Source organism: Pannonibacter phragmitetus (assembly GCF_050510895.1).
Taxonomy (GTDB): domain Bacteria; phylum Pseudomonadota; class Alphaproteobacteria; order Rhizobiales; family Stappiaceae; genus Pannonibacter; species Pannonibacter phragmitetus_B.
In genome coordinates, this window is sequence record NZ_JBNINT010000001.1 from 3,173,338 (window position 1) to 3,195,982 (window position 22,645).

Annotated in this window: 16 protein-coding genes, 1 tRNA gene and 3 pseudogenes; 9 read left to right on the top strand and 11 right to left on the bottom strand. The window is 62.0% G+C overall.

Going from position 1 to position 22,645, the window contains the following annotated elements:
• Nucleotides 1-135 precede the first annotated feature (135 nt).
• The 3 genes from ACQB61_RS15105 to ribB all read left to right on the top strand — a co-directional run bounded on the left by ACQB61_RS15105 (nucleotide 136) and on the right by ribB (nucleotide 3,895).
• The gene (locus ACQB61_RS15105) at nucleotides 136-1,347 is read left to right on the top strand and encodes a DUF3095 domain-containing protein (protein ID WP_430513284.1); all 1,212 of its coding nucleotides are present in this window, start codon (nucleotides 136-138) and stop codon (nucleotides 1,345-1,347) included.
• Between the two features lie 74 nt (nucleotides 1,348-1,421).
• On the top strand, nucleotides 1,422-2,504 hold the full coding sequence (gene aroC, locus ACQB61_RS15110; RefSeq protein ID WP_430513285.1) for a chorismate synthase: 1,083 nt from the start codon (nucleotides 1,422-1,424) through the stop codon (nucleotides 2,502-2,504).
• A 71-nt stretch (nucleotides 2,505-2,575) separates the two neighbouring features.
• Nucleotides 2,576-3,895: a 3,4-dihydroxy-2-butanone-4-phosphate synthase gene (gene ribB / locus ACQB61_RS15115; protein WP_430513286.1), complete on the top strand. Its 1,320-nt coding sequence runs from the start codon at nucleotides 2,576-2,578 to the stop codon at nucleotides 3,893-3,895.
• A gap of 204 nt (nucleotides 3,896-4,099) precedes the next feature.
• Here the strand turns inward: ribB and ACQB61_RS15120 are convergent.
• From ACQB61_RS15120 to ACQB61_RS15135, 4 genes and pseudogenes are all read right to left on the bottom strand, one after another.
• A tRNA-His gene (locus ACQB61_RS15120) sits at nucleotides 4,100-4,176 on the bottom strand.
• A 222-nt stretch (nucleotides 4,177-4,398) separates the two neighbouring features.
• Nucleotides 4,399-5,976 (bottom strand): annotated as a pseudogene (locus ACQB61_RS15125) (PAS domain-containing sensor histidine kinase); the annotation flags it as partial.
• 491 nt (nucleotides 5,977-6,467) lie between these two features.
• Nucleotides 6,468-7,964, bottom strand: a complete 1,497-nt coding sequence (locus ACQB61_RS15130; RefSeq protein WP_430513287.1) for a hypothetical protein — start codon at nucleotides 7,962-7,964, stop codon at nucleotides 6,468-6,470.
• Nucleotides 7,897-8,505, bottom strand: coding sequence for a hypothetical protein (locus tag ACQB61_RS15135; RefSeq protein WP_430513288.1), 609 nt, complete (start codon nucleotides 8,503-8,505; stop codon nucleotides 7,897-7,899). Before ACQB61_RS15135 ends, ACQB61_RS15130 begins: the two co-directional genes overlap by 68 nt.
• Nucleotides 8,506-8,999: 494 nt before the next feature.
• Here ACQB61_RS15135 and ACQB61_RS15140 point away from each other — a divergent pair, with 494 nt between their 5' ends.
• From ACQB61_RS15140 to ACQB61_RS15160, 5 genes and pseudogenes are all read left to right on the top strand, one after another.
• Nucleotides 9,000-9,383, top strand: a complete 384-nt coding sequence (locus ACQB61_RS15140; RefSeq protein ID WP_430513289.1) for a phasin — start codon at nucleotides 9,000-9,002, stop codon at nucleotides 9,381-9,383.
• A gap of 312 nt (nucleotides 9,384-9,695) precedes the next feature.
• Nucleotides 9,696-9,851 (top strand): hypothetical protein, encoded by a 156-nt coding sequence (locus ACQB61_RS15145; protein WP_430513290.1) that lies wholly within the window; start codon nucleotides 9,696-9,698, stop codon nucleotides 9,849-9,851.
• Nucleotides 9,812-10,219, top strand: coding sequence for a phasin (locus ACQB61_RS15150; protein WP_430513291.1), 408 nt, complete (start codon nucleotides 9,812-9,814; stop codon nucleotides 10,217-10,219). The genes ACQB61_RS15145 and ACQB61_RS15150 overlap by 40 nt, the downstream gene beginning before the upstream one ends.
• 479 nt (nucleotides 10,220-10,698) lie before the next feature.
• A pseudogene (locus ACQB61_RS15155) lies at nucleotides 10,699-11,735 on the top strand (Fe(3+) ABC transporter substrate-binding protein).
• Nucleotides 11,736-11,871: 136 nt separating this feature from the next.
• On the top strand, nucleotides 11,872-13,548 hold the full coding sequence (locus ACQB61_RS15160) for an ABC transporter permease (RefSeq protein ID WP_430513292.1): 1,677 nt from the start codon (nucleotides 11,872-11,874) through the stop codon (nucleotides 13,546-13,548).
• A gap of 13 nt (nucleotides 13,549-13,561) precedes the next feature.
• On the opposite strand, the gene ACQB61_RS15165 is transcribed toward ACQB61_RS15160, so the two are convergent.
• The gene (locus ACQB61_RS15165) at nucleotides 13,562-15,697 is read right to left on the bottom strand and encodes a putative bifunctional diguanylate cyclase/phosphodiesterase (protein WP_430513293.1); all 2,136 of its coding nucleotides are present in this window, start codon (nucleotides 15,695-15,697) and stop codon (nucleotides 13,562-13,564) included.
• Between the two features lie 420 nt (nucleotides 15,698-16,117).
• On the opposite strand from ACQB61_RS15165, the gene ggt reads away from it, so the two are divergent.
• Nucleotides 16,118-17,875: a gamma-glutamyltransferase gene (ggt, locus tag ACQB61_RS15170; RefSeq protein ID WP_430513294.1), complete on the top strand. Its 1,758-nt coding sequence runs from the start codon at nucleotides 16,118-16,120 to the stop codon at nucleotides 17,873-17,875.
• Nucleotides 17,876-17,952: 77 nt separating this feature from the next.
• Here the strand turns inward: ggt and ACQB61_RS15175 are convergent.
• The 6 genes and pseudogenes from ACQB61_RS15175 to ACQB61_RS15200 all read right to left on the bottom strand — a co-directional run bounded on the left by ACQB61_RS15175 (nucleotide 17,953) and on the right by ACQB61_RS15200 (nucleotide 22,641).
• Nucleotides 17,953-18,584 (bottom strand): annotated as a pseudogene (locus ACQB61_RS15175) (CoA transferase subunit B).
• Between the two features lie 13 nt (nucleotides 18,585-18,597).
• The gene (locus ACQB61_RS15180) at nucleotides 18,598-19,293 is read right to left on the bottom strand and encodes a CoA transferase subunit A (RefSeq protein ID WP_430513295.1); all 696 of its coding nucleotides are present in this window, start codon (nucleotides 19,291-19,293) and stop codon (nucleotides 18,598-18,600) included.
• A gap of 258 nt (nucleotides 19,294-19,551) precedes the next feature.
• A complete protein-coding gene (locus ACQB61_RS15185) occupies nucleotides 19,552-20,301 on the bottom strand; it encodes a GNAT family N-acetyltransferase (RefSeq protein WP_430513296.1) in 750 nt (249 codons plus the stop codon).
• On the bottom strand, nucleotides 20,298-20,699 hold the full coding sequence (locus ACQB61_RS15190; protein WP_430513297.1) for a hypothetical protein: 402 nt from the start codon (nucleotides 20,697-20,699) through the stop codon (nucleotides 20,298-20,300). The genes ACQB61_RS15185 and ACQB61_RS15190 overlap by 4 nt, the downstream gene beginning before the upstream one ends.
• 194 nt (nucleotides 20,700-20,893) lie before the next feature.
• Nucleotides 20,894-21,718 (bottom strand): ABC transporter permease subunit, encoded by an 825-nt coding sequence (locus tag ACQB61_RS15195; protein ID WP_430513298.1) that lies wholly within the window; start codon nucleotides 21,716-21,718, stop codon nucleotides 20,894-20,896.
• Nucleotides 21,715-22,641, bottom strand: a complete 927-nt coding sequence (locus tag ACQB61_RS15200) for an ABC transporter permease subunit (protein ID WP_430513299.1) — start codon at nucleotides 22,639-22,641, stop codon at nucleotides 21,715-21,717. Before ACQB61_RS15200 ends, ACQB61_RS15195 begins: the two co-directional genes overlap by 4 nt.
• Between the last annotated feature and the right edge of the window lie 4 nt (nucleotides 22,642-22,645).

Genomic DNA, 22,645 nt, shown 5'->3' on the forward strand with positions numbered 1-22,645 from the left:
TCCTTGCCCGCAGCCGCTGACCTGCCTATGTCAGCACGCGAAGCAATGGAACGACTTTAAGCAAACCTGTAAGGGAAACTGAAGGCGTTTTCTTGGCAGGATCCGGATATCACCGGAGGAAGGTGTGGCACGATCATGAAAACCGTTTCAGGATCCGGCAATCCCGCGAGTTTTTATGCCAGCCTGCCGGCCTTCACAGAGTTTGCCGGCATTGCTGACGCAGGCGGCTACGCCCCGGTTCCCGGTGACTGGATCGTTTGCATCGCCGATATCATGCAATCCACGGCAGCCATCGCCGCCGGGCGTTACAAGGATGTGAACATGGTGGGCGTGGCGGTGATTTCCGCCCTCACCAACAAGCTGGGCGTCGATCAGGTCCCCTTCGTCTTTGGCGGGGACGGCGCAACGGTGCTGGTGCCACCGGAAGCGCGGGCCGTGGCGGCCGGGGCTCTCGCTGGTGTGGCTCTGCTGGCGGAACAGGTCTTTTCGCTGAACCTTCGCACGGCACTCATCCCCGTCAGCGAGTTGCGCAGGCGGGGCGCTGATGTGCTTGTGCGCAAGTTCGAGCTGAGCCCAGGCAATTATCTGGCGATGTTTGCGGGTGATGGATTGCAGCTCGCCGACAGCATCCTGAAGGACACAGAGGCTGTGCGCCCCTTTCTGACAGGCGTCGACGCGCCTTCCGATCCTGATCTCACCGGCTTTTCCTGCCGCTGGGAGCCCCTGCCCTCCCGCAATGGGCAGATGGTCAGCCTGATGGTAAGGCCTGCATCGACGAGCAATCCGGCTGCGCTCAAGGCCCTGATGAGTGGCCTGCGCCAGGCAACGGGCAGCGACCCGCAGGCCACACAAATGCCGGAGGCACCCGTCACGCCGGAAAACCTGTCCCTGCGTACAGCCCCGGACACTCTGACCCGGGAAGCCAGGCTGCTCGGCGGCGGCAAAGTCAGGCTGAAGCAGATACTGAAGATCCTTTTCGGCATCGCCGCTGTACGCTTTTCCCGCTGGACCGGCTGGGCCATGGGGCCGCTGAAGCCTGCAGAATACATGCAGGACATGCTGACCAACACCGACTACCGCAAGTTCGACGACACGTTGCGGCTGGTTCTGGACCTCAGCGAAACCCAGATCAGCGGCCTCAAGGCGTTTCTGGAGGCAGAGTTCGCGGCCGGGCGCATCATCTTTGGCCTGCATCAGTCAGACACCGCCCTGATGACCTGCCTCGTCTCCGACATGGCCGGACGCCAGCATGTGCATTTCGTGGATGGAGCCGATGGCGGGTTGTCCGTTGCCGCCCGGGCTTTCAAGGAGCGGCAGCAGCAGCTTTCCGCTGCGCAGGCCATTTGACCGCGGGGCATTTCCCACCTAAGACACTGGCCCCAGAACTGTTACGAACCAGCACGAACCGCCACGGGCTTTCCATGTCGCACAATTCCTTCGGCCACCTCTTCCGTTTCACCACCTGGGGCGAAAGCCATGGGCCGGCGATCGGCTGTGTCGTGGATGGCTGCCCACCGCTGATCCCGCTGACGGAAGCCGACATTCAGGGCTTCATGGACAAGCGAAAGCCTGGCCAGAACCGTTTCACCACCCAGCGCCGCGAGCCGGACGAGGTGAAGATCCTCTCTGGCGTGATGGTGGATGAGGACGGCGTGCAGAAGACGACCGGCACGCCGATTTCCCTCTACGTGGAAAATACGGACCAGCGCTCCAAGGATTATTCCGAGATCAAGGACCGCTACCGTCCCGGCCACGCCGATTACACCTATGACGCCAAGTATGGCATCCGCGACTATCGCGGCGGCGGACGTTCCTCAGCCCGTGAAACCGCCATGCGCGTCGCCGCTGGCGCTGTTGCCCGCAAGATCATTCCGAATATCACCATCCGCGCCGCGCTGGTTCAGATGGGCCCGCACAAGATCGACCGCAACGCCTGGGACTGGGCGGAAGTGGACAACAACCCCTTCTTCTGCCCCGATGCAAAGATGGCAGCGTTCTATGCGGATTATCTCGATGGCATCCGCAAGGCGGGCTCTTCCGTTGGCGCGGTGATCGAAGTGGTGGCCGAGGGCGTGCCCGCAGGCCTTGGCGCCCCGCTCTACGGCAAGCTGGATCAGGATATCGCCAGCGCCCTCATGTCCATCAACGCGGTGAAGGCCGTGGAGATCGGCAACGGCTTTGATGCCGCGGGCCTGACAGGCGAGGAAAACGCCGACGAGATGCGCGCCGGCAATGCCCGCCCGCTGTTTCTTTCCAACCACGCAGGCGGCATTCTGGGCGGTATCTCTTCCGGCGAGCCGATCGTGGCGCGCTTTGCGGTGAAGCCCACCTCCTCCATCCTCACCACGCGCCAGTCTGTCACCCGGCAGGGCGACGAAGTGGATGTGATGACCAAGGGCCGCCATGACCCTTGCGTCGGCATCCGCGCGGTTCCGGTGGGCGAGGCCATGATGGCCTGCGTGCTGGCGGACCATTTCCTGCGCCATCGCGGGCAGGTTGGCTGATCTTTCAGTCTCACTGAAAATTTGATCGTCTTTTCCTTGCGGCTGAATGCGCGATGCGCTAGCGTCAACGCATGAGATTAGATCATTGGCTTGCAGCAAACGGAGAAAGCCGCAGCGCATTTGCGCGGCGGGCTGGTCTGTCACCGGCTTCGGTGACGGCTCTGTGCAACGATCCCGGCGCCTGGGTATCGCGTGACATGGCACGCAAGATTGCCGAGGCCACCGGAGGCGGCGTCACCCCCAATGACTTTCTCGGTCTTTCCATCACCAAGGAGCATCCCGTGTCCCAGGCCCGTGTAGCCGAAGCGATCCGTGCCTTTGAGCGCGGCGAAATTGTTGTTGTCACCGATGATGACGACCGCGAAAACGAAGGCGATCTGATCGTTGCCGCCACCAAGGTGACGCCGGAGCAGATGGCCTTCATCGTGCGCCACACCTCCGGCATCGTCTGCGCGCCGATGACGCTGGCGGCCGCCAAGCGCCTGCGCCTTGACCCGATGGTGTCGAACAACGACGCACCGCTCTCGACAGCCTTCACCATTTCGGTCGACTACCGCCATGGCCTGACCACCGGCATTTCGGCCGATGAGCGCTGCGCCACTGTGCGCGGACTGGCGAACCCGAATGCGGGGCCGTCCGATTTCGTCCGTCCGGGCCACATCTTCCCGCTGATTGCCAAGGAAGGCGGCGTCCTGATCCGCTCCGGCCATACGGAAGCCGCCGTAGACCTGTGCCGCCTTGCCGGGCTGGAGCAGGTGGGCGTCATCTCGGAACTGGTCAACGACGACGGCACAGTGAAGCGCGGCGCGCAGGTGGCCGAATTTGCTGCCGAGCACGACCTCAAGATGGTGTCCGTGTCCGACCTCATCGCATGGCGCCAGCGTACGGAAAAGCTGATCGAACGCGTCAACGAGCAACCGATCCAGACCGTGGCAGGTCCGGCCTATGCCGTCACCTATTCAACGCCCTACGACCCGATGCACCACGTCGCCATCGTTTATGGCGACATTCTCGACGGGCGCAGCGTGCCGGTGCGCCTGCAGCTGGAATCGGTGCTGGACGATGTGTTCGGTGCAACCCAGCCGCTTGATGCGGTGATGAAGAGCTTTGCGGACCGCGGACGCGGCGTGATCGTGTTCCTGCGCGAAGGCTCCGTGGGCGTTGCCCGGCAGTCCCGCCGCCAGCGCACGGATCTGGAAGCCGCAGAGACGGAAGAGCACGGTTCGGCGCAGGCACGGCAGGAGCAGTGGCGCGAGGTTGGCATTGGCGCACAGATCCTCAAGGACCTCGGCGTCACCTCCATCCGCCTCCTCTCCTCCCGCGAGCGCCACTACGTCGGCCTTGAAGGCTTCGACATCAAGATCGAGGCCACGGAAATCCTGGAAGCCTGAGGCTTCGCAGATGCCAGATCAAACGCCGCAGCTCACCCCTGCGGCGTTTTTTGTTGTGCGAGAGAACCTTCAGGCCGTCGTCCCGGACGCAGCGAAGCGGAGATCCGGAAACCACTCACTCCCAGAGCGGTCAGGTTGTTGCGAAGCGCAAAGGCGTAACGCGGCCGCAACGGCGCTTCACACACATCATTTGTGGAAGAGAAATGGTACAGACGGGTGGATTCGAACCACCGACCTTCGGAGCCACAATCCGACGCTCTAACCAACTGAGCTACGTCTGCACGGGCTGAGAGGGCAAGCCTCCCGCATCAGCGCTTCCGCAAGTTCGAGGCCCTTGGCCAGCAAAACAACGGCGCGGACCGTCAGCGCTGCGGTCCGTCTTTGCAAGCGGTCTTCTAATCGAGCTTTCCTGCGGCGGCAAGCAAAAAGCAGTGTCATCAACATCGAGCCGCCTGCCCTGTGGGCAAGCCGGACAAGCCGCAGACTTGCGGCCTGCTCTCAGCTCATTCCGCCAGCACGCGCTGGGGCGGAAAGATGATTTCCACCAGCGTGCCCTGATCAGGCACGCTGTCGATGCGGAAAGCGGCGCGGTTGGCTTCCACCAGCGCCTTGGTCAGGGGCAGACCAAGGCCGGTGCCGCTGCCAGGACGGGCGGTGTGAAGCTGGCGGAAGGGCTCCAGCGCGGCGGCCAGATCCTTGGCATTCATGCCGGTGCCAGTATCGCGCACCCGCAGCGCAACTTCGCCCGTGGGCTCCAGCGCCGAAGACACGATCACCTGCCCACCGGAGCGGTTGAACTTGATCGCGTTGGACAGAAGGTTCAGCACGATCTGGCGCAGCGAACGCAGGTCCGCCACCACATTGGGCACGGTGCCCGGCAGGCTGGCGCGGATGATCACCCGCTCCCGGTTCGCCTGCGGCTGCATCAGGGCGACGCATTCGCGCACGATCTCGTTGACGGAGACGGCGGCAAAGGTCAGGTCCATCTTGCCTGCCTCGATCTTCGACAGGTCGAGAAGATCGTTGATCAGGCTCATGATGTGCGAGCCGGACGTGCGGATGTCCTTCAGATATTCCTTGTAGCGCTCGTTGCCGATGGCGCCGAAACGCTCCTCCATCATCACTTCCGAGAAGCCGATGATGGCATTGAGCGGAGTGCGGATCTCATGGCTGATCTTGGCCAGGAAGTCCGACTTCTGTGAGCTGGCAGTTTCCGCCTGGCGCTTGGCCTTGGTCAGTTCTTCCTCAGCCGCCTTCCACTGGGTAATGTCGCGCAGCACAGCGCAGAACTTCAGCGTATCGTTGCCCTGCCCCAGCCGGCCCATGGTCATGAACAGCGGAATGAGCCCGCCGGAAGACACCCGGCCAATCACCTCGCGCCCATCGTTGAGCACGCTGGCAACGCCGTTGCGGGAAAGGCCGTCGAGATAATCCAACGCCGAGCGGTGGCTTTCCGGGGCAAGGAACTCGGTCAGCGGAGCACCGGTGATATCCACGCGGGAGGCGCCGAACAGCGCCTCGGCCGAACCATTGGCCTTGAGGATCGTGCCGAACCGGTCCAGCAGCAAAACGCCGTCGGTTGCCGTCTCAAGGATCGTGTCCATTTCGGCAATCTGCTCACGGGCGCGGGCAAGTTCCCGCTCCACCTGCGCCGGAATGGCCGAGGGCTGGGCGGCAGCCGCAGCAACCGGTGCCGGTGCGACCTCACTTGCCGGCGGCTGACGGCATTCGATGATGGAAACCATCAGCCCGCGCCCGCCGTTCCACGGCACCGTGTGCATGCGGGCAAAGACCGGCTTGAGGCGGCCATCGGCCAGCCGCAGCTTCATGGTCTCGTCCAGCGTGCCTTCCAGCCGGTCGCCCGGCAGATGATCGGGGCCTGCAAACAGTGCCTCGAAGCCGCCTGCCTCGTCCAAAGCTTCCAGATTGGGGTAGCCGAGCAGCGCCAGCAGCGTCTCGTTGGTGTAGAGCACCTCACGGTCGCGCACGATGGCAATGCCGATGGGCAACCGGTCGAGAAGGCGCGGATCAACCGGTGCAGCAGGCGGCGCCACCGGGCGCATCCTCGCTGCGGCTTCGGCGATTTCCTCTTCCGTATCGTCGTCAAGACCAAAGTCGCCTTCCAGCCGCGCGCCAAGCGCTTCGGCGATCTTGCGGAAGGCAGCGCGCTCCGGCTTGGTCAGGCGTGAGGCATCGACCGGCACCACGCGGGTGGGCTTGCCGGTGAAAGGCACAACGCGGCTGTCCGGGCGCGGCTGGGCGGCGGGCTCGGACGCAGGCTGAGGCTCGGCAACGGCAGCCACTTCGGATTCCGGCTCTGCGTCCGGTTCCGGCAGTGCTTCCGGCTCTGCGGTGGCAATCTGCATCGCCTCTTCCAGCGCTGCAAAGTCATCCGCCGCCGGGGCGGCCTCGGCTACGTCACCGGCATCCCCGCCACCGGCCTCGTCAGCCTGCAGTTGCGGAGCTTCTTCCTGCCGGAGGGCAGCGTTCTCATGAATGACAGGTTCGTCCTGACCTTCGGCAGCTTCGCTTTCAAAAGCCGCTTCCGCCTCATCATCCACCTCAGAGAGGATCACGTCTTCAGCGCCTTCAGCCGCTTCGCCCCCGGACCGGACAGAGCCACAGCATCTGAAGCTGCGTCCTGCGCCGTCGCGTCGTGCGGCAGGACGGCTTCCTGCTCTGGCACGGCCTCTACGGCCGGTTCTTCCGCAACAGTCTCCTCAGCCCTCTGACGGTAGGCGCGCGGCTCCGCGCTGGCGGCCGCATTGGCGGCTTCACGTGCCGCAGCCCGGCGCTCGACAGCAGCATCGAACTCGCGGGCGAGCGTACGCACTGCCTTCTCGATTTCCTTAGGCTTTAACGGTTGATCACCGGTGATGCCAACCTTCGGCGCCTCGCCAAAAAGATCTGCTTCGCGCGGCGCGTCGGACTTGCGGGCCGCCGTCGTCGCCTTGATATCCTCGATCCAGCTGCGTGCCGGGGATACGGGCGCCATGGCCTGCGGATGTGCATTCTCTGCCGGAGCTTCATCCTCTTCGGCGTGATCACTCTCTGGCACCAGTTCCTCAGTGCCGGAAACGGCCTCAGATACGGACTGAGCTTCAGGCTCGGGCTCTACGGCCTCCTCCTCAACGGGAGCGGCATCTTCAGCCCCGGCCTCAACACCAGAGACAACCGTCTCAGCCAGTTCCGGCTCCGGCGCCAGAATGGTATCCGGCAAAGCCTCGACAGGCTCGGCCGCAGACGCCGCTTCGACAACAGGCGCCGTCTCGACAGCGGATTCTGCGGTGAAAACCTCTCCGGTGATAGGCGCCGCGCTTACAGGTTCCGGGCTTTCTGGTTCCGGGCTTTCAGCGGTTCCGGCAGGTTCTGTTGCCAGCGGCATGGCCTGCGCCATCGCTCCCGCCTGAGGTTCCGCGTCGCCAAGGCGCACCACACCAAAGCCACGATAGCCTTCAAAGACGCGGCGGCGGTCGAAGGCAGGCAGCGCAGCCATGTCCACTGGTACAACCAGACGCCCGCCATCGACGGGCCAGTCCAGCGTCTTGCCACTCCAGGTGTCGCGGCGCTGAAGGGCACGGGCAATGCTGCCGCGTGGATCAAGGCCAAAGCGTTCGGCCACCTCGTTCCAGGTCATGCCCGTGATGGCCCCTGCATCCGGGCCAAGCGCATCGGTAAATTCCGGCGAGACGAAAGTGAAGCGCTGGTCCACATCCATCTTCCAGGCAAAGCGGACGGAGCGCTCCCGAGGCTCGAAACGTGCGGGCGTTTCCGATGCCCGGGCATCTTCTACGGGCACATCAACAGCTTCCCTGACGGGTTCATCGGAAACAGGCGCTTCAACGGGTTGAGGGGCCGCAACATCTGCGGCCTCAGCCAACGCGGCCTCCCCGCCTTGAATGTCTTCTTCTGCTGTCAGTTCAACGGCATCAGCTCCTGCAGCTTCACTGGCGGCAGCTTCTGTCTCCACCTCATCCGGGGCGTCGAGTTCCAGCGGCTGATCATCGACCAGCATCAGGCTGCGGCCATCGGCAAGCGACAGGCGCAGGGCATCGTGAAAAGCCCCCAATCATCAGGGTGCCGGTGTCCGGCTCGAAACCGGCGGCCTCTCCGACCGTCAGCCGCGTGCCAAGCACCCCGGCAGCAGCCAGGACGAGCCCGTTCGCGTCCAGCATGAAGGCGCTGTGCTCAGGCCCCTGCAGCAGGCTGACATAGGCCGCCAGCGCATCGCCCGGCGCCTCTGCCCCATCTACAGCCGCAATCAGAGCGCCGTGGCTGCCATCCGGCAGTTCCAGCCGCTGACATTGGCAGGTCAGCTGAATGGCGCGCAGACCCTTGTAGAAGCGCAGCCGCTCCAGCACCGGCTTGCCGGCAGGGCCTTCAGCCGCGATCCGCGCCAGATGCGGGCGGGCCTGCGCCCGCTCCAGCCCCGGCACCAGCGCCAGTTCCTCGGCCGATGCGGCATCGAAAAAGGCCGCGCCTGCGGCATTGGCCCACAGAATGCTGTCCGCAGTTCCGTTCCAGATCCAGGCCGGACGGCCGGAACCGGTCAGCCGCGCCACCTGCGCCAGGCTGCCGAGCTCCAGAAAGGTCGTCAGGTGCTCGTCCATGGGTCAACTCCACTACGCCGGAAAGGAACCTGCGAACCGGTTGGTCTCAGGCCAGCAACAATGTGCGCGGCCAACCGGAGCCTTTCGGTAAATATCTAGTTAAATACCGTCAAAGCCTGCCAGCGTCCACGCCAGAGCCCCCATCGCAGGAACGGCCTTGCCTTGTGGTTAATCCCAAGGCGTCATCCTGCTGCGTCCACGGCCTTGTTATCTCAGGGTAAACAAGACCATAACAGCACTACGCCAATTTGACTCTTCCGGCTGGCGGCCTTGCCACGCAGGAGAGAAGGCGCCACACGCCATGCGGGAAGTTCCGTATTTTTCAAACCCATGGGACGCGAGACTTGCCTAACGCCGCCCCAGCGTGTTTTGATCCCTCCACGGGGACAATGTGCAGTGCAGCTAGAAATCGGGTCGCAGCCCTTACGGAGTTGCGGCACTGCGGCATCAGGCACTTGCGCCCCGCCGAGTGAAACACAGGGGAGTGATACCACATGGCTGCGGACAAGAACACGTTCGAGATTCCCGATCAGATGCGCGACTTTGCCGAGAAGAGCGTTGATCAGGCCCGCAAGGCCTTTGACGACTTCATCTCCCTGACCCACAAGACGGTTTCGAACGTTGAGGGCTCTGCCACCGTGGTGCAGTCCGGCGCATCCGACATCAACCGCAAGACCCTCAGCTACGCCGAAGAGCACGTGGATGCGGCCTTCCGCTTCGCCCAGCAGATGGTGCGGGCCAAGGACGCGGAAGAAATGATGAAGCTGCAGCAGGACTATCTGCGCCGCCAGATGGAACAGCTTGGCGAACAGGCGCGTGACCTCAGCGACACCGCCACCCGCGCGGCTCAGGACGCCGCCAAGGCCGTCAAGGAATAACAAAGACACCGCCCGCGCCTCTCAGCACGTAGCCAGCCGGCTGCCGGATTGAAGGCTCGGGCGCTCCCGCTGCGGAACTGTTTGGCTCTTGCCGGGTTCCTTGCACAGAAGATCCCATGCCAGCTCTTGCAGCGATGCAGGAGACGCTTGGGCTTACTGTATTTTTGTGCAGTGCAAAATAATATTGCAATGCAGCAAAACCTCACCTATATTAAGCATGCGGATGACGAGGACGGGGCCATACGGGCCTGCCGCCCTCATGCCGGGTGCGATTGTCACGTGATCGACTCCGGCCCAAGCAGGAGATGACACATGAGCGAAATGATGACGCCGGAGACCCCGGCCAAGGCTGCGCCGAAGGCGCGTGCCACCAAGACCACCAAGCCGGCCACTGCCGCTTCCCCTTTGCTGAATTCGAGGCTTTTGCTATGCCCAAGATCGAAGTTCCCGCCATGGTCCGTGAAATGACCGAAAAAGGTATCGAACAGGCCCGCGACGCCTACACCAAGGTGAAGTCCGCTGCCGAAGAGGCGACTGACCTGCTCGAAGACACCTTCGAGACCTCCCGTCAGGGCGTTGTCGAGTTCAACATGAAGGCTCTCGACGCAGCCAAGACCAACACCGACGCCACCTTCTCCTTCATCAAGGACCTGATGTCGGTGAAGACCGTTGCCGAAGCCATCGAGCTGCAGTCCACTTTCGCCCGCCAGCAGTTCGACACGCTGAGCGCACAGGCCAAGGACATGCAGGAACTGGCGACCAAGCTGACCACCGACGTCACCGCGCCGGTCAAGGAAGCTGTCGAGAAGTCCTTCAAGGATCTGAAGGCAGCCTAAGGCGGCCTTCCACTCGGGCCGGAAACTTTTCGGCCCCGCTGAACGTGAGCCCTGGATGCACTGCATCTGGGGCTTTTCTTTATCACGGCTTCGTGATCCGGCGTGATATCTGCATCAAACGCTGCCGCATCAGATACCCGTTGCCGCCAGAATGTCTGGCTTTGCATGCGTTGGCCGAGGCTGCGTATTTCGCAGCGGCATCAGCATTTTCCGCAGGTTACAGAGCTTCCCGGATGGCTGAGGCAGCACCTTTCCTGATGATCTCAAGACGGGCGCGCAGCAAAGACGCTCTTCCTCCCGAACGCAAAAGGGGAGTTATCAAGTCATCTTTTAGAATCATTCTAACTTATTGATTTAACGCCTTTGTTGACATACCGGAACTTAAAACTCATATTTCGCGCGCCTCAGGTGGCCGCCTGAGGCAAGTTATGCGGAATGTCCTTTCCGCTGACCGGAGGATTGAAATGAGACTGACGAAGATGAACTCCCTTGCCCGCACCAGCCTGCTGGCAGCACTTCTTGCTGCAACCGCTTCCACGGCTGCTGTCGCTGATGGCGAGGTGAACATCTACTCCTATCGCCAGCCTACGCTTATTCAGCCGCTGCTCGATGCCTTTACGGCAGAAACCGGCATCAAGACCAACGTGATTTTCGCCAGCGAAGGCCTTGAGGAGCGCATTGCGGCTGAGGGTGCAAACTCCCTGCCGACGTGCTGCTGACCGTGGACATTGGCCGCCTTGATGGCGCAAAGCAGGCCGGCATTACACAGCCGGTCGTTTCGGAAGTGGTTGCCAATGACATCCCGGCTGCGTTCCGTGATCCGGAAGGCAACTGGATCGGCCTGACGTCACGCGCCCGTGTCATTTACGCTTCGAAGGACCGCGTCGCACAGGACACGATCACCTACGAGGAACTGGCCGACCCGAAGTGGAAGGGCAAGATCTGCACCCGTTCGGGCCAGCACGTCTACACCATCGGCCTCGTCGCCTCGATGATTGCCAACAAGGGCTCCGAGGAGGCCGAGAAGTGGCTCGTTGGCCTGCGCGATAATCTCGCCCGCAAGCCCTCCGGCAACGACCGCTCCCAGGTTCAGGGCATCATGAACGGCGAGTGCGATCTGGCGCTTGGCAACACCTATTACATGGGTGCCATGATGACCAACGAGAAGGAGCCGGAACAGAAGGAATGGGCAGCTTCTGCCAAGATCCTGTTCCCGAACGCTGACGACCGCGGAACTCACGTCAACATTTCCGGCGTTGTGCTCGCCAAGAACGCTCCGAACAAGGACAATGCCGTCAAGCTGATCGAATTCCTGACGACCGCCAAGGCCCAGAAGATCTACGCCGAGGCGAACTTCGAATATCCGGTGACGCCGGGTGTGGAGCCGTCCGATCTGGTCAAGTCCTGGGGCGAACTGAAGGCTGACAGCCTGCCGCTCTCGGAAGTGGCAAAGTTCCGCAAGGAAGCCAGCGAGCTGGTCGACAAGGTTGCCTTCGACGAAGGCCCGCAGTCCTGACCGCCTGATCTGGGCTGATCAAATGGGGTGCCGGAAGATTATTTCCGGCACCCTGCTTGCATTTGCCGTCCTGTGATGTGCTATGACGCAGGGTGAAGATGCCGGTCCATCCAGAAGAGCCACGACAAGAGCGCGCATGAACGCAGCCCCAAGAAAAGACCGGATCTGGCTGATCTCAGCCATTCTTTCCGCTGTCCTGATCCTCATGCCTGTCGCGGCGCTGTTCCTGATGGCGCTGGAGTCCTCCGGTGGCAACTGGGGTCATCTGATCTCCACTGTCCTGCCGCGCGCCCTGCAAACGACCGCACTGCTGCTTCTGGGCGTCGGCATCCTGACCGGAATGACAGGTGTCGTCACCGCATGGCTTGTCACCATGTGCCGCTTTCCCGGACGGCGGCTGTTTGACTGGGCGCTGCTGATCCCGCTGGCCGTGCCGACTTACATCATCGCCTTTGCCTATGTGGACGTGATGGCCTACTCCGGCCCCGTGCAGAGTGCGGTCCGAGCCATCTTCGGCTTCCGCACAGCGCGGGACTACTGGTTCCCCGAGATCCGGTCGCTCGGCGGCGCCATCTTCGTGATGAGCGCCGTTCTCTACCCTTATGTCTATCTCTCGGCACGGGCGAGCTTCCTGCTGCAATCCGCCAGTGCGCTGGATGTGGGCCGGACGCTGGGAGCCGGACCTCTTCGGCTTTTCCTGCGCGTGGCCCTGCCGCTGTCACGCCCGGCCATTGCCGCTGGCATCGCCCTTGCGCTGATGGAATGCCTCAACGACATCGGCGCCGTCACCTTCTTCGGTGTGCGGACCCTGACCTTCTCGATCTATGAGACCTGGCTGAACCGGTCGAACCTGGCCGGCGCCGCGCAGCTTGCCTGCGCCATGCTGATCATCGTTGTGGTCCTGCTGGCGCTGGAGCGCCGCGCCCGGCGGCATCTGCGCTTCGACAGCAGCCGGGGCAAGCACCACGCTCCGGCACGTTACCAGCTCGGCGGACTGAAGGCGTTGCTGGCCATATCCGTCTGCGCGCTTCCCGTCTTGCTCGGCTTCATCGTGCCCGCCAGCATGCTGGCCGGACAGGCATTCCGCCGGCTTGAGCAGATATACGATCCCGCCTTCCTGCTGTCGGTGCGCAACAGCGTGATGATGGCGCTCATTGCTTCCAGCCTCATCACCGGCCTTGCCATCACGCTTGTCTATGCAGCAAGGCTGCACAAATCGAAGCTGCTGTATATGAGCGGGCGCATTGCCTCGATCGGCTATGCCGTGCCAGGAACCGTGCTTGCCGTTGGCATTCTCATTCCACTCGCCAGCCTCGACAACACCATCGACGCGATGATGAAGCAAATGTTCGGTTTCGGTACCGGTCTGCTGTTGATCGGGTCTGGGACCGCGCTGGTTTATGCCTATCTCTGCCGTTTTCTTGCAGTGGCGCATGGGCAGATAGAAGGCGGCTTCGGCAAGATCTCGCCAAACCTCGACATGGCAGCCCGCACACTCGGGCGTGGGTCAACGCGCATTCTGGGCGAGGTGCACATGCCCCTGCTGCGCCCGGTACTGCTGTCCGCGCTGCTCATCACCTTTGTTGACTGCATGAAGGAATTGCCTGCGACGATCCTGCTGCGGCCTTTCAACTTCAACACCCTGGCGACGAGCGTCTATGAAGCAGCATCACGCGAGGCCTTCGAGGAGGCGGCCCTGCCGGCTCTGGCAATCGTCTTGACGGGGCTTGTCCCGGTGATCCTTCTGGCCAGCACCAGCGCTCGCAGCTTCCGGCAAAGCGTCAGCAAGCGGGGCCTCGCTTCCGCGCCATGAGAAGCGGCATCGGTCAGGCAGCGTGAATGGCTGCCCCGCCGGCGTTCTCCATCAACACATCGGAAGACAAGGCGATGGCCCGCAGGTCTTCACAGTTCTTGCCTTCGTGCGCGGCCCGCCACTCCATGAACGTGCCCGCCGCCATCGGCTTGCCCAGCAGATAGCCCTGCACCGTCTTGCAGCCAGACAGGCGCAGGAAGTCGAGCTGGAACTCGGTCTCAACCCCTTCGGCCACCACGTCATAGTCAAGGCTCTGCGCCATGGCGAGAATTGTCTGGACGATGGCTCGGTTGCTCTTGTCCTCACCAAGCCCGGCCACGAAGGAACGGTCGATCTTGAATGTATCGAAGTGCATCCGTTGAAGATGGGCAAGGCTGGAATAGCCAGTTCCGAAATCATCAATGGCAAAGCGGATCCCGGCCACGCGCAGGCGCTCTGTCGCACTCCGCACCCGCTCCGGGTCGGCCATGGCCACGCTCTCCGTGACTTCCAGCTCCAGAAGCGAAGGCGGGAAGCCCGTCCGGTCCAGAATTTCCAGCACGCGCGAGGGGAACTCCGGCCATTCCAGCTGACGCATCGAGACATTGACCGCCAGGGAGAGCCCTTTGCCCTGATCAAGCCACTCCCGCCCCTGACGGCAGGCAAGCTCCAGAACCCTGTCCCCAAGGCGCAGGATCAACCCAGTCTCCTCGGCGATGGCAATGAAAGTGGCAGGTGTCAGAAGCCCGCGCTCCGGATGAAGCCAGCGTGCTAGAGCTTCCGCTCCCGTCACTTCGCCGGTCGCCGCAGAGACCTTCGGCTGGAAGAACACAGAGATATGACCGGCCGCGAGCGCCATAGGCAATTCGGCTTCCAGAGCGAGCCGCTCCTGCGCCCGCACATCTGCGGCAATCTGGCCGAAGGTGAAGCAGCTGTTGCCGCCGGAGTTCTTCGCGGCATACATCGCTATGTCGGCGTTCTTCAGAATGGCGCTGAAGTCCCGTCCATTGGAGGGGAAGTTTGCGATTCCGATGCTCGCGCCGATGGACAGTTGCAACCCGTTGACATCGCAAGGTTCTTCCACGGCCTTCAGGATTTCACCTGCAAGCGCCAGAATTTCCTCCCGCCTGTCCTCTCCGGCGGGATAGATCAGGGCAAACTCGTCGCCGCCCAGGCGCGCCAGATAGCGGATCTGCATGCCGTAACCGGCCGTGAACCCGGTCTCGGAACGCCCGAATGTCTGCAGAACCGTTTCAAAGCGGGATGCCACTTCGCGCAGGAGAATGTCGCCGCATTCGTGACCGTAGCTGTCATTGATGCGCTTGAACCGGTCAAGGTCGATAAACATCACCGTCAGCGGCCTCGGACTGCCATCGGTCTGCCGCATGTAGCGGGCGAAATGCTGGCGGAAAGCTTCGCGATTGGGCAGGCCCGTCACGGAATCGGTGAAAGCCAGCTTGTTGATCTGCTCCATGTTGGAGCTGATCTCACTTACCATGTCCCTGTAAGCACGCGCCAGAACGCCGATCTCGTCAGTCCGCTCGACAGGGAATTTCACATCGAATTCCCCGGCACTCACCTGATGGGCAATGGACGTGAGACGCTTGATCGGTTTCAGAAAACCGTTCCCGAAGTGCAGCAGCAAAGGCACGGCAACAGCCAGCAGACAAAGGGCGACAACGGCATTGCGCAGCCAAATGCTGTGCAACTGACTGGAAATGGCCGTCCTTTCCACCGAAACCAGAACGGCACCCGCCACCGTTCCGCCATCGGCGGACCAGACCGGCATGGCAACCGAGATGCGCCCGGTCTCGACCAGTATCTGATCTTCCTTGGCGGAATAGGCCTTCAGCAGAAGCGGATTGATCTCCTGCTGGTCGAAAATGCCGGTCGCAGGATCAGAATCGACCAGGATCGTCCGGCGCGGGTCCCAGACATAGGCCTGCTGCACCAGACCACTGGCCGCGATGCTTTCAAGCTCCTGGGAAAGGATAAGATAATGGTGGTTCGCCAGTTGCGGCACCGCAAGCTGGCTGACGGTAGCCCCGATCGAGTGGACATGAGCAACGGACTTCGTCTGCTCATCCTGATAGTCAAGAACACTGGCTGTCACCAATGTAATTGCCGTCAGGCATGCGAACAGCACCACCACGAACAGTGTGAACCGCATTCGCAGTCCAAACCGCTGGCCCGTTCGCCGCTTCCACGCCTTGCCCAGTGCGAGTGCCATCGTTCCCCGGCCAATCCCGTCGCATTGCCCAACCCCAGCTGTTTCATATTCTCAGGAAAAGTTATCATTGCGATTGACGGTCTGGAGAAAAATACCGACCGCCGGGAAACCATGATGCTTCCTTATTCACCTAAACAAAAAGCGCCGAAAGCAAGGCCTGCCTGCACCTGGGACGCGATTACCAGCGCGCGGCGTCACCGTGCAGTGTTAACCCCTTGCACGTGAATTGCTAAAAATACCGATATTGCGCCCCAAAACGGGACAGATCCGCAATCGTACTGACTGTTTGGATACTCGCCCTTGTCCAGGGCTTGACCCGTCTCTAGGCTGAAGGCCCACCAGAGATAGAAGGATCAGGCAATGCGATCAAAGCTCCTTGCAAGTCTTGCGTTGATGCTCCTGTTCGGCGCAGCACCAGGCAGCGCTCAGCAGGCGTCCGACAACATCGCTCCCGAGCGGGCGACGGGGACTGCGGCGGCAACACGCGCAGAGGCAAAACAGTTCATGGTGGCCGCAGCCAATCCTCTGGCCGTGCAGGCCGGGCGGGATGTGCTGGCGGCTGGCGGCAGCGCCATTGATGCCATGATTGCAGTCCAGACGGTTCTGGGTCTTGTCGAGCCGCAAAGTTCCGGTCTCGGGGGCGGCGCCTTCCTTGTTTATTTCGATGCAGCAACGGGCGAGCTGACCACATTCGACGGGCGTGAAACGGCCCCTGCGGAGACGACGCCCAAACTGTTCCTTGATGCCGCAGGCCAGCCGCTGAAGTTCATGGATGCCGTCATTGGCGGACGTTCCGTCGGCACACCGGGCACCGTTCGTCTGATGGAGGATGTGCACCGCAAATATGGGCGCATGGAGTGGGCGAGCCTGTTCAAGCCGGCCGAAAAGCTGGCGTCGGAGGGCTTTGCCGTGTCGCCGCGACTGGCCAAACTGATTGCCGCAGATGGGGACCGGCTGAAGACCAATGAGGCCGCCCGCAGCTATTTCTTCGATGCATCCGGCGCCCCGCTTCAGGAAGGCACCCTTCTGAAGAACCCCGCCTATGCTGAAACGCTGAAGGCCATTGCCAGCGGCGGCGCGGATGCTTTCTACAAGGGGCCTATTGCCGAGGGGATCGTGCAGACCGTGCGCGGGGCTGAAGGCAATCCCGGCGTCCTCTCCCTGACCGATCTTGCCAACTACCGCACCAAGCAACGCGATCCGGTTTGCATCAGCTACCGGGCACTGGATGTCTGCGGCATGGGGCCTCCCTCCTCTGGTGCAGTAGCTGTCAGTCAGATCCTCGGCATCGCGGAGAACTTCGATCTGCGGGCGCTAGGGCCGCAAAATCCTGAGAGCTGGCGCGTGATCGGCGATGCGCAGCGCCTCGCCTTTGCGGACCGGGAGCGCTATCTCGCTGATCCGGACTTTGTGCCTGCGCCCATCAAGGGCCTGACGTCCAAGGACTATCTCGCCAAGCGCGCTGCGCTTCTCGACGATGGAAAGGCGCTGGCAGCCGATGCCGTGAAGCCGGGAGAGCCGGAGTGGGACCACGCCTTCAACTATGGCATTGGCGAAGCGCTCGACATGCCTTCGACCAGCCATTTCGTCATCACCGACAAGGACGGCAACACCGTGTCGATGACGACAACCATTGAAAGCGGATTTGGCTCGCGGCTGATGACGGGCGGTTTCCTGCTCAACAACGAGCTGACCGACTTCTCCTTCAAGACCCACGACGGCAGCCTGCCGGTGGCCAACCGGGTGGAGCCGGGCAAGCGGCCCCGATCCTCCATGGCACCCACCATCGTAATGAAGGACGGCAAGCCGCTGCTCGCCATCGGCTCGCCTGGCGGCAGCCAGATCATCGGCTACGTGGCGCAGGCACTGATTGCCTATATCGACTGGCAGATGCCAGTGGAGCAGATCGTCGCTCAGCCGCATCTGATCAACCGGTTCGGCACCTATGATCTGGAGGCCGGAACAGCCGCTGAACAGTTCGCCGAACCGCTGAAAGCGATGGGATATGAAGTGAAGCTCAGCGAAATGAACTCGGGCCTGCATGTGATCGAGTTCACGCCCGATGGACTGGCCGGCAGTGCCGATCCGCGCCGCGAAGGCACCGCCATGGGCGAGTGACAGCGGCACGTCACATGAAAGACAAAGGGGCAGCCACCACTGCCCCCTTATCTGTTTCCGGTCTTGTGCGGTCCTTGTCAGGCCGCAATCAGCTTGGCTTCCGTGGCTGCCTTGACCTCATCGAGGGTCACGCCGGAGGCCAGCTCCACCAGATGCAGGCCATCCTCCTTCACGTCGAAGACGCCAAGGTTGGTGATGATGCGGTCAACGCAGCCAACGCCGGTCAGCGGCAGGCTGCAGGACTTCAGCAGCTTGCTCTCGCCAGCCTTGGACGTGTGATCCATCAGCACGATGACGCGCTTGACGCCAGCCACCAGATCCATGGCGCCGCCCATGCCCTTGACCATCTTGCCGGGGATCATCCAGTTGGCGAGATCCCCTTTTCCGACACTTCCATGGCGCCCAGGATCGACAGGTCGATGTGGCCGCCGCGGATCATGCCGAAGCTGTCGGCGGAGGAGAAGTAGCTGGTGTGAGGCAGCTCGGTGATCGTCTGCTTGCCAGCGTTGATCAGGTCGGCATCGACCTCATCATCCGTGGGGAATGGCCCCATGCCCAGCATGCCGTTTTCCGACTGCAGCGTGACGTTGACGCCTTCCGGAATGTAGTTCGAAACCAGCGTCGGGATGCCGATGCCGAGGTTGACGTAGAAGCCGTCTTCCAGTTCCTGCGCGGCCCTCTGGGCCATTTCTTCGCGAGTCCAGGCCATCTTCCAACTCCCCTCAGGCTGCACGCGTGGTGCGCTTTTCGATGCGCTTTTCAAAAGTGCCGGCGACGATGCGGTCAACGAAGATGCCGGGGGTGTGGATCTGGTCCGGATCCAGCTCGCCCACTTCGACGATCTCCTCGACTTCCACAAGCGTCTTCCTGCCAGCTGTCGCCATCATCGGATTGAAGTTGCGCGCGGTCTTGCGGTAGATCAGGTTGCCTTCCTTGTCGGCCTTCCAGGCCTTGACGAGCGAGACATCCGCAACGAGACCGGTCTCCAGGATATAGGTCTCGCCGTTGAAGTCCTTGTGCTCCTTGCCCTCTGCGATCAGCGTGCCGACGCCGGTCTTCGTGTAGAAGCCCGGAATGCCCGCGCCGCCCGCACGGATGCGCTCGGCCAGGGTGCCCTGCGGGTTGAACTCCAGCTCAAGTTCACCGTTGAGGTACTGGCGCTCGAAGGTGGCATTCTCACCCACATAGGACGAAATCATCTTGCTGATCTGGCGGGTCTGCAGCAGCAGGCCGAGGCCGAAGTCATCCACGCCCGCATTGTTGGAAATGGCCGTAATGTCCTTCGTGCCGCTGTCGCGCAGGGCCGTAATCAGGTTTTCCGGGATTCCGCAGAGGCCGAAACCGCCAGCCATGATGGTCATTCCGTCAAACACAAGCCCCTCAAGGGCGGCTTTTGCGTTCGGGTACACCTTGTTCATCGTTATCTCCTCAAGTCTGGCCACTGCCCTCAAGCCCTGCCGGGCACAGCGTCTGCGCGCTCACGGCAGTCCTCCCGCAGGACCGGCCGCACCGGACAGCCCGGTCCGGCCCTCTGGCCAGGTTGCAACGCAACAAGACTAAGATTTTCGGCAGGCGTCAACTGGCAGAAAGGCGGGAATGGCTTTTCTCATGCCTTCAAGCAGGTGAAGGTCATGAGCAATTCAGGAGATGACGCATCCGGCCGGGGAGCGCAGGTCCTATTCATCCGCCCCGGAGAATGCCCGCGTCTCGGAGCGCAGCCGCCGGGCGATGCGTTTCAGCCGCCGGAGGGCGAGATAGGCGCTGCCTGCCGTCGTGAGCGCCCGCTCAAGGAACAGCGTCTCGACAGGATCACCTCCGAAGCGCTGCTTGTAGAACTGAACGCCTGCGCCAAAGCACAGCTCGTTGTAGCCGGAGGCTTCCGCCCATTCGATCAGCTTGGCAAAGAGCACAAGCCCTGGAGAGAAGCGGCGCCACTTGGCATCTCCCATGGAGATAAGCGTCGCGCTGACCATGCTGTTGTGACACAGCACGCAGATTGCTCCGGCGATCTCACCATCCTGTGCCTGCAAGGCAAAGACCTCGATAGGCCCGTCCAGCAGGTCGTCATAATAACGCCCTTGCGAGGCATCCTGCTCCAGCAGGTTGGCCCATCCCTTTTCGACAAAGCGCTCCGCCCTCTGGCGGCGCAATTCACGCAGGAATTCAGCCTTCTGCTCCACGCCATCGGCCCGAACGAAGCTGATGCCCTCGGCCTGCAGCTTGCGGAATTTACCCCGTGCTTCCTTGTAGACCGACCGCTTGCGCCAGCCGCCGGGGCCATAGCCGCCCTCAAGGTCCAGAACATATGTCGGCTCGGCTTCTGGCTGGCGCAGCAGATGAAACAGTGGATTCGGAAAGCCACTGATACGCGGCGGCATCTTGGCAAAGCGGATCAAATCCACATCCCGCAGGGCCTCGTCGATCAACGGCCAGATGACTCCCCCTCAAAGGGTTGGAACGGCGCTTCACTGGCGAGCACCGGAGCGCAAAGATCAGCCAGATCAAAGTCGGGCATACCGCCGATACGCAGCGGGCCACGGCGTGTGACCATCAAGGGCACAAGCATCCGGGCATGGCCTGTCACTCCATCCCGCACCTCCAGAAGGCGCATCTGCGCACCTGCGGATGCCGCCACATTGCGGTTAAGGGCGTCCAGCACGTCCGGACGCTGAAATGCGGTGGCGATGGCATTGCCCGGAAGAGACGCGAACAGGCGTCCAAGCAGAGGCCGTGTGACCTCCCTGTGAAGAATGCCACGAATGCCGCTCGCTGCCTCAACAGCAGCCGAGCCCAAGACCTGCGGCTCCGCAGAAACGCTCTCCACCCGGAACTCCTGATACGCACACACATGAAACAGACCGGTCCAACAGGATGGACCGGATGCACAGGACTGTAGGGAAGAAATCTAAAGCAACCCTTCATGCGCCGGACATTGAGCGCAATTTTAGGGCGCATCTGGCGAGGTGGCACCCACCATCACGTTCAGCCGCTCGGATAGGGCTCCGGACTGGACGGCTCTTAACCGCCCGCGGCAATTGCCCGGCGCTGGTCCCGCTCGCGTTGCAGCTCACTGCGCCTTGTCAGAATGGACGTGGCAATGACGACCACAGTGACGATCGTCACAAGGATCGTACAGACCGCGTTGATTTCCGGCGTTACGCCGAGGCGCACCTGGGAATAGATCTTCATTGGCAGCGTCGTCGCACCCGGCCCCGTGGTGAAGCTGGCAATCACCAGATCATCCAGCGACAGGGTGAAGGCCAGCATCCAGCCGGCAATGACGCCCGGCAGGATCAACGGCAGGGTGATGACGAAGAACGTCCGCGCCGGCGGACAACCGAGATCCTGCGCAGCTTCTTCCAGAGAGCGGTCAAAGCCGGAGAGACGGGACTGCACCACCACGGCCACATAGCAGGCCGCGAAAGTGGTGTGGGCCAGCATGATCGTCCAGAACCCGCGCGCCTGATCGATAGCCACAAAAAGCAGCAGAAGCGACAGGCCGAGGATGACTTCCGGCATGACCAGCGGCGCAAAGATCATGCCCGAGAAAAGCGTCCGGCCCGGGAAACGGCCGAACCGCACCAGGACAAGGGCCGCCAGCGTGCCGATAATGGTGGCCAGAGTGGCGGAGAGGAAGGCGACACGTAAGGTCACACCCGCAGCGTCGAGAAGCTGCTGGTTGTTCATCAGCTCCGCATACCACTTGGTCGAAAACCCGCCCCACACGGTCACAAGGCGCGACTCGTTGAAGGAGAAGACCACCAGAATGACGATCGGCAGGTAGAGGAAGGAGAACCCCAGAACCAGCGACGTGACGTTGAACCAGGAGGGACCGTTCTTCATGCCGCCTTCTCCGATGCCTTCTGCTGCTGACGCTGGAACAGCACGATGGGAATGACCAGAATGAGCAGCAGCACGACTGCGACAGCCGACGCCACGGGCCAGTCCCGGTTGTTGAAGAACTCCATCCACAAGGTCTTGCCGATCATCAGCGTTTCCGAGCCGCCCAGCAGGTCAGGAATGACGAACTCACCCACCGCCGGAATGAAGACAAGGAAACAGCCTGCAATCACGCCCGGCAGTGACAGCGGGAAGGTAATCGTCCAGAACGCCTTCCACGGCGGGCAGCCCAGATCCTGCGCCGCTTCCAGCAGGCTTTCGTCCAGCTTTTCAAGGCTGGCGTAAAGCGGCAGGACAAGGAACGGCAGATAGGAATAGACGATGCCGATATAGACGGCCGTATTGGTGTTCAGGATATTGAGCGGTTGATCGATGATCCCCACCGACAGCAGCAGCTGGTTGAGCAGTCCCTCATTCTTCAGGATGCCGATCCATGCGTAGACGCGGATCAGGAACGAGGTCCAGAACGGCAGGATCACCAGCATCAGCAGCGTTGGCCGCCACGACTTCGGGCTGCGGGCCATGCCATAGGCGATTGGATAGCCGACAAGCAGCGTGATGAAGGTCGACACTGCCGCTATCGATACGCTGGACAGATAGGAGCGCCAGTAAAGGTCATCCTCCGTCAGCCAGAGGTAATTGTCGAAGCTGAACCCGGACAGCGTGTCCTTGAACCCCTCCCAACCGGCAGACCAGTCAAAGACCGGCGCATAGGGCGGAATGGAAACGGCGACTTCCGAGAGGGAAATCTTGAAGACAATGAAAAAGGGCGCGAGGAAGAACAGCAGAAGCCACGCATAGGGCACGCTGATGACCAGCCACTTCCCCAGCTTGTTCTTGATCTTTTCAAGACCGGTTTCTTCCATCGTC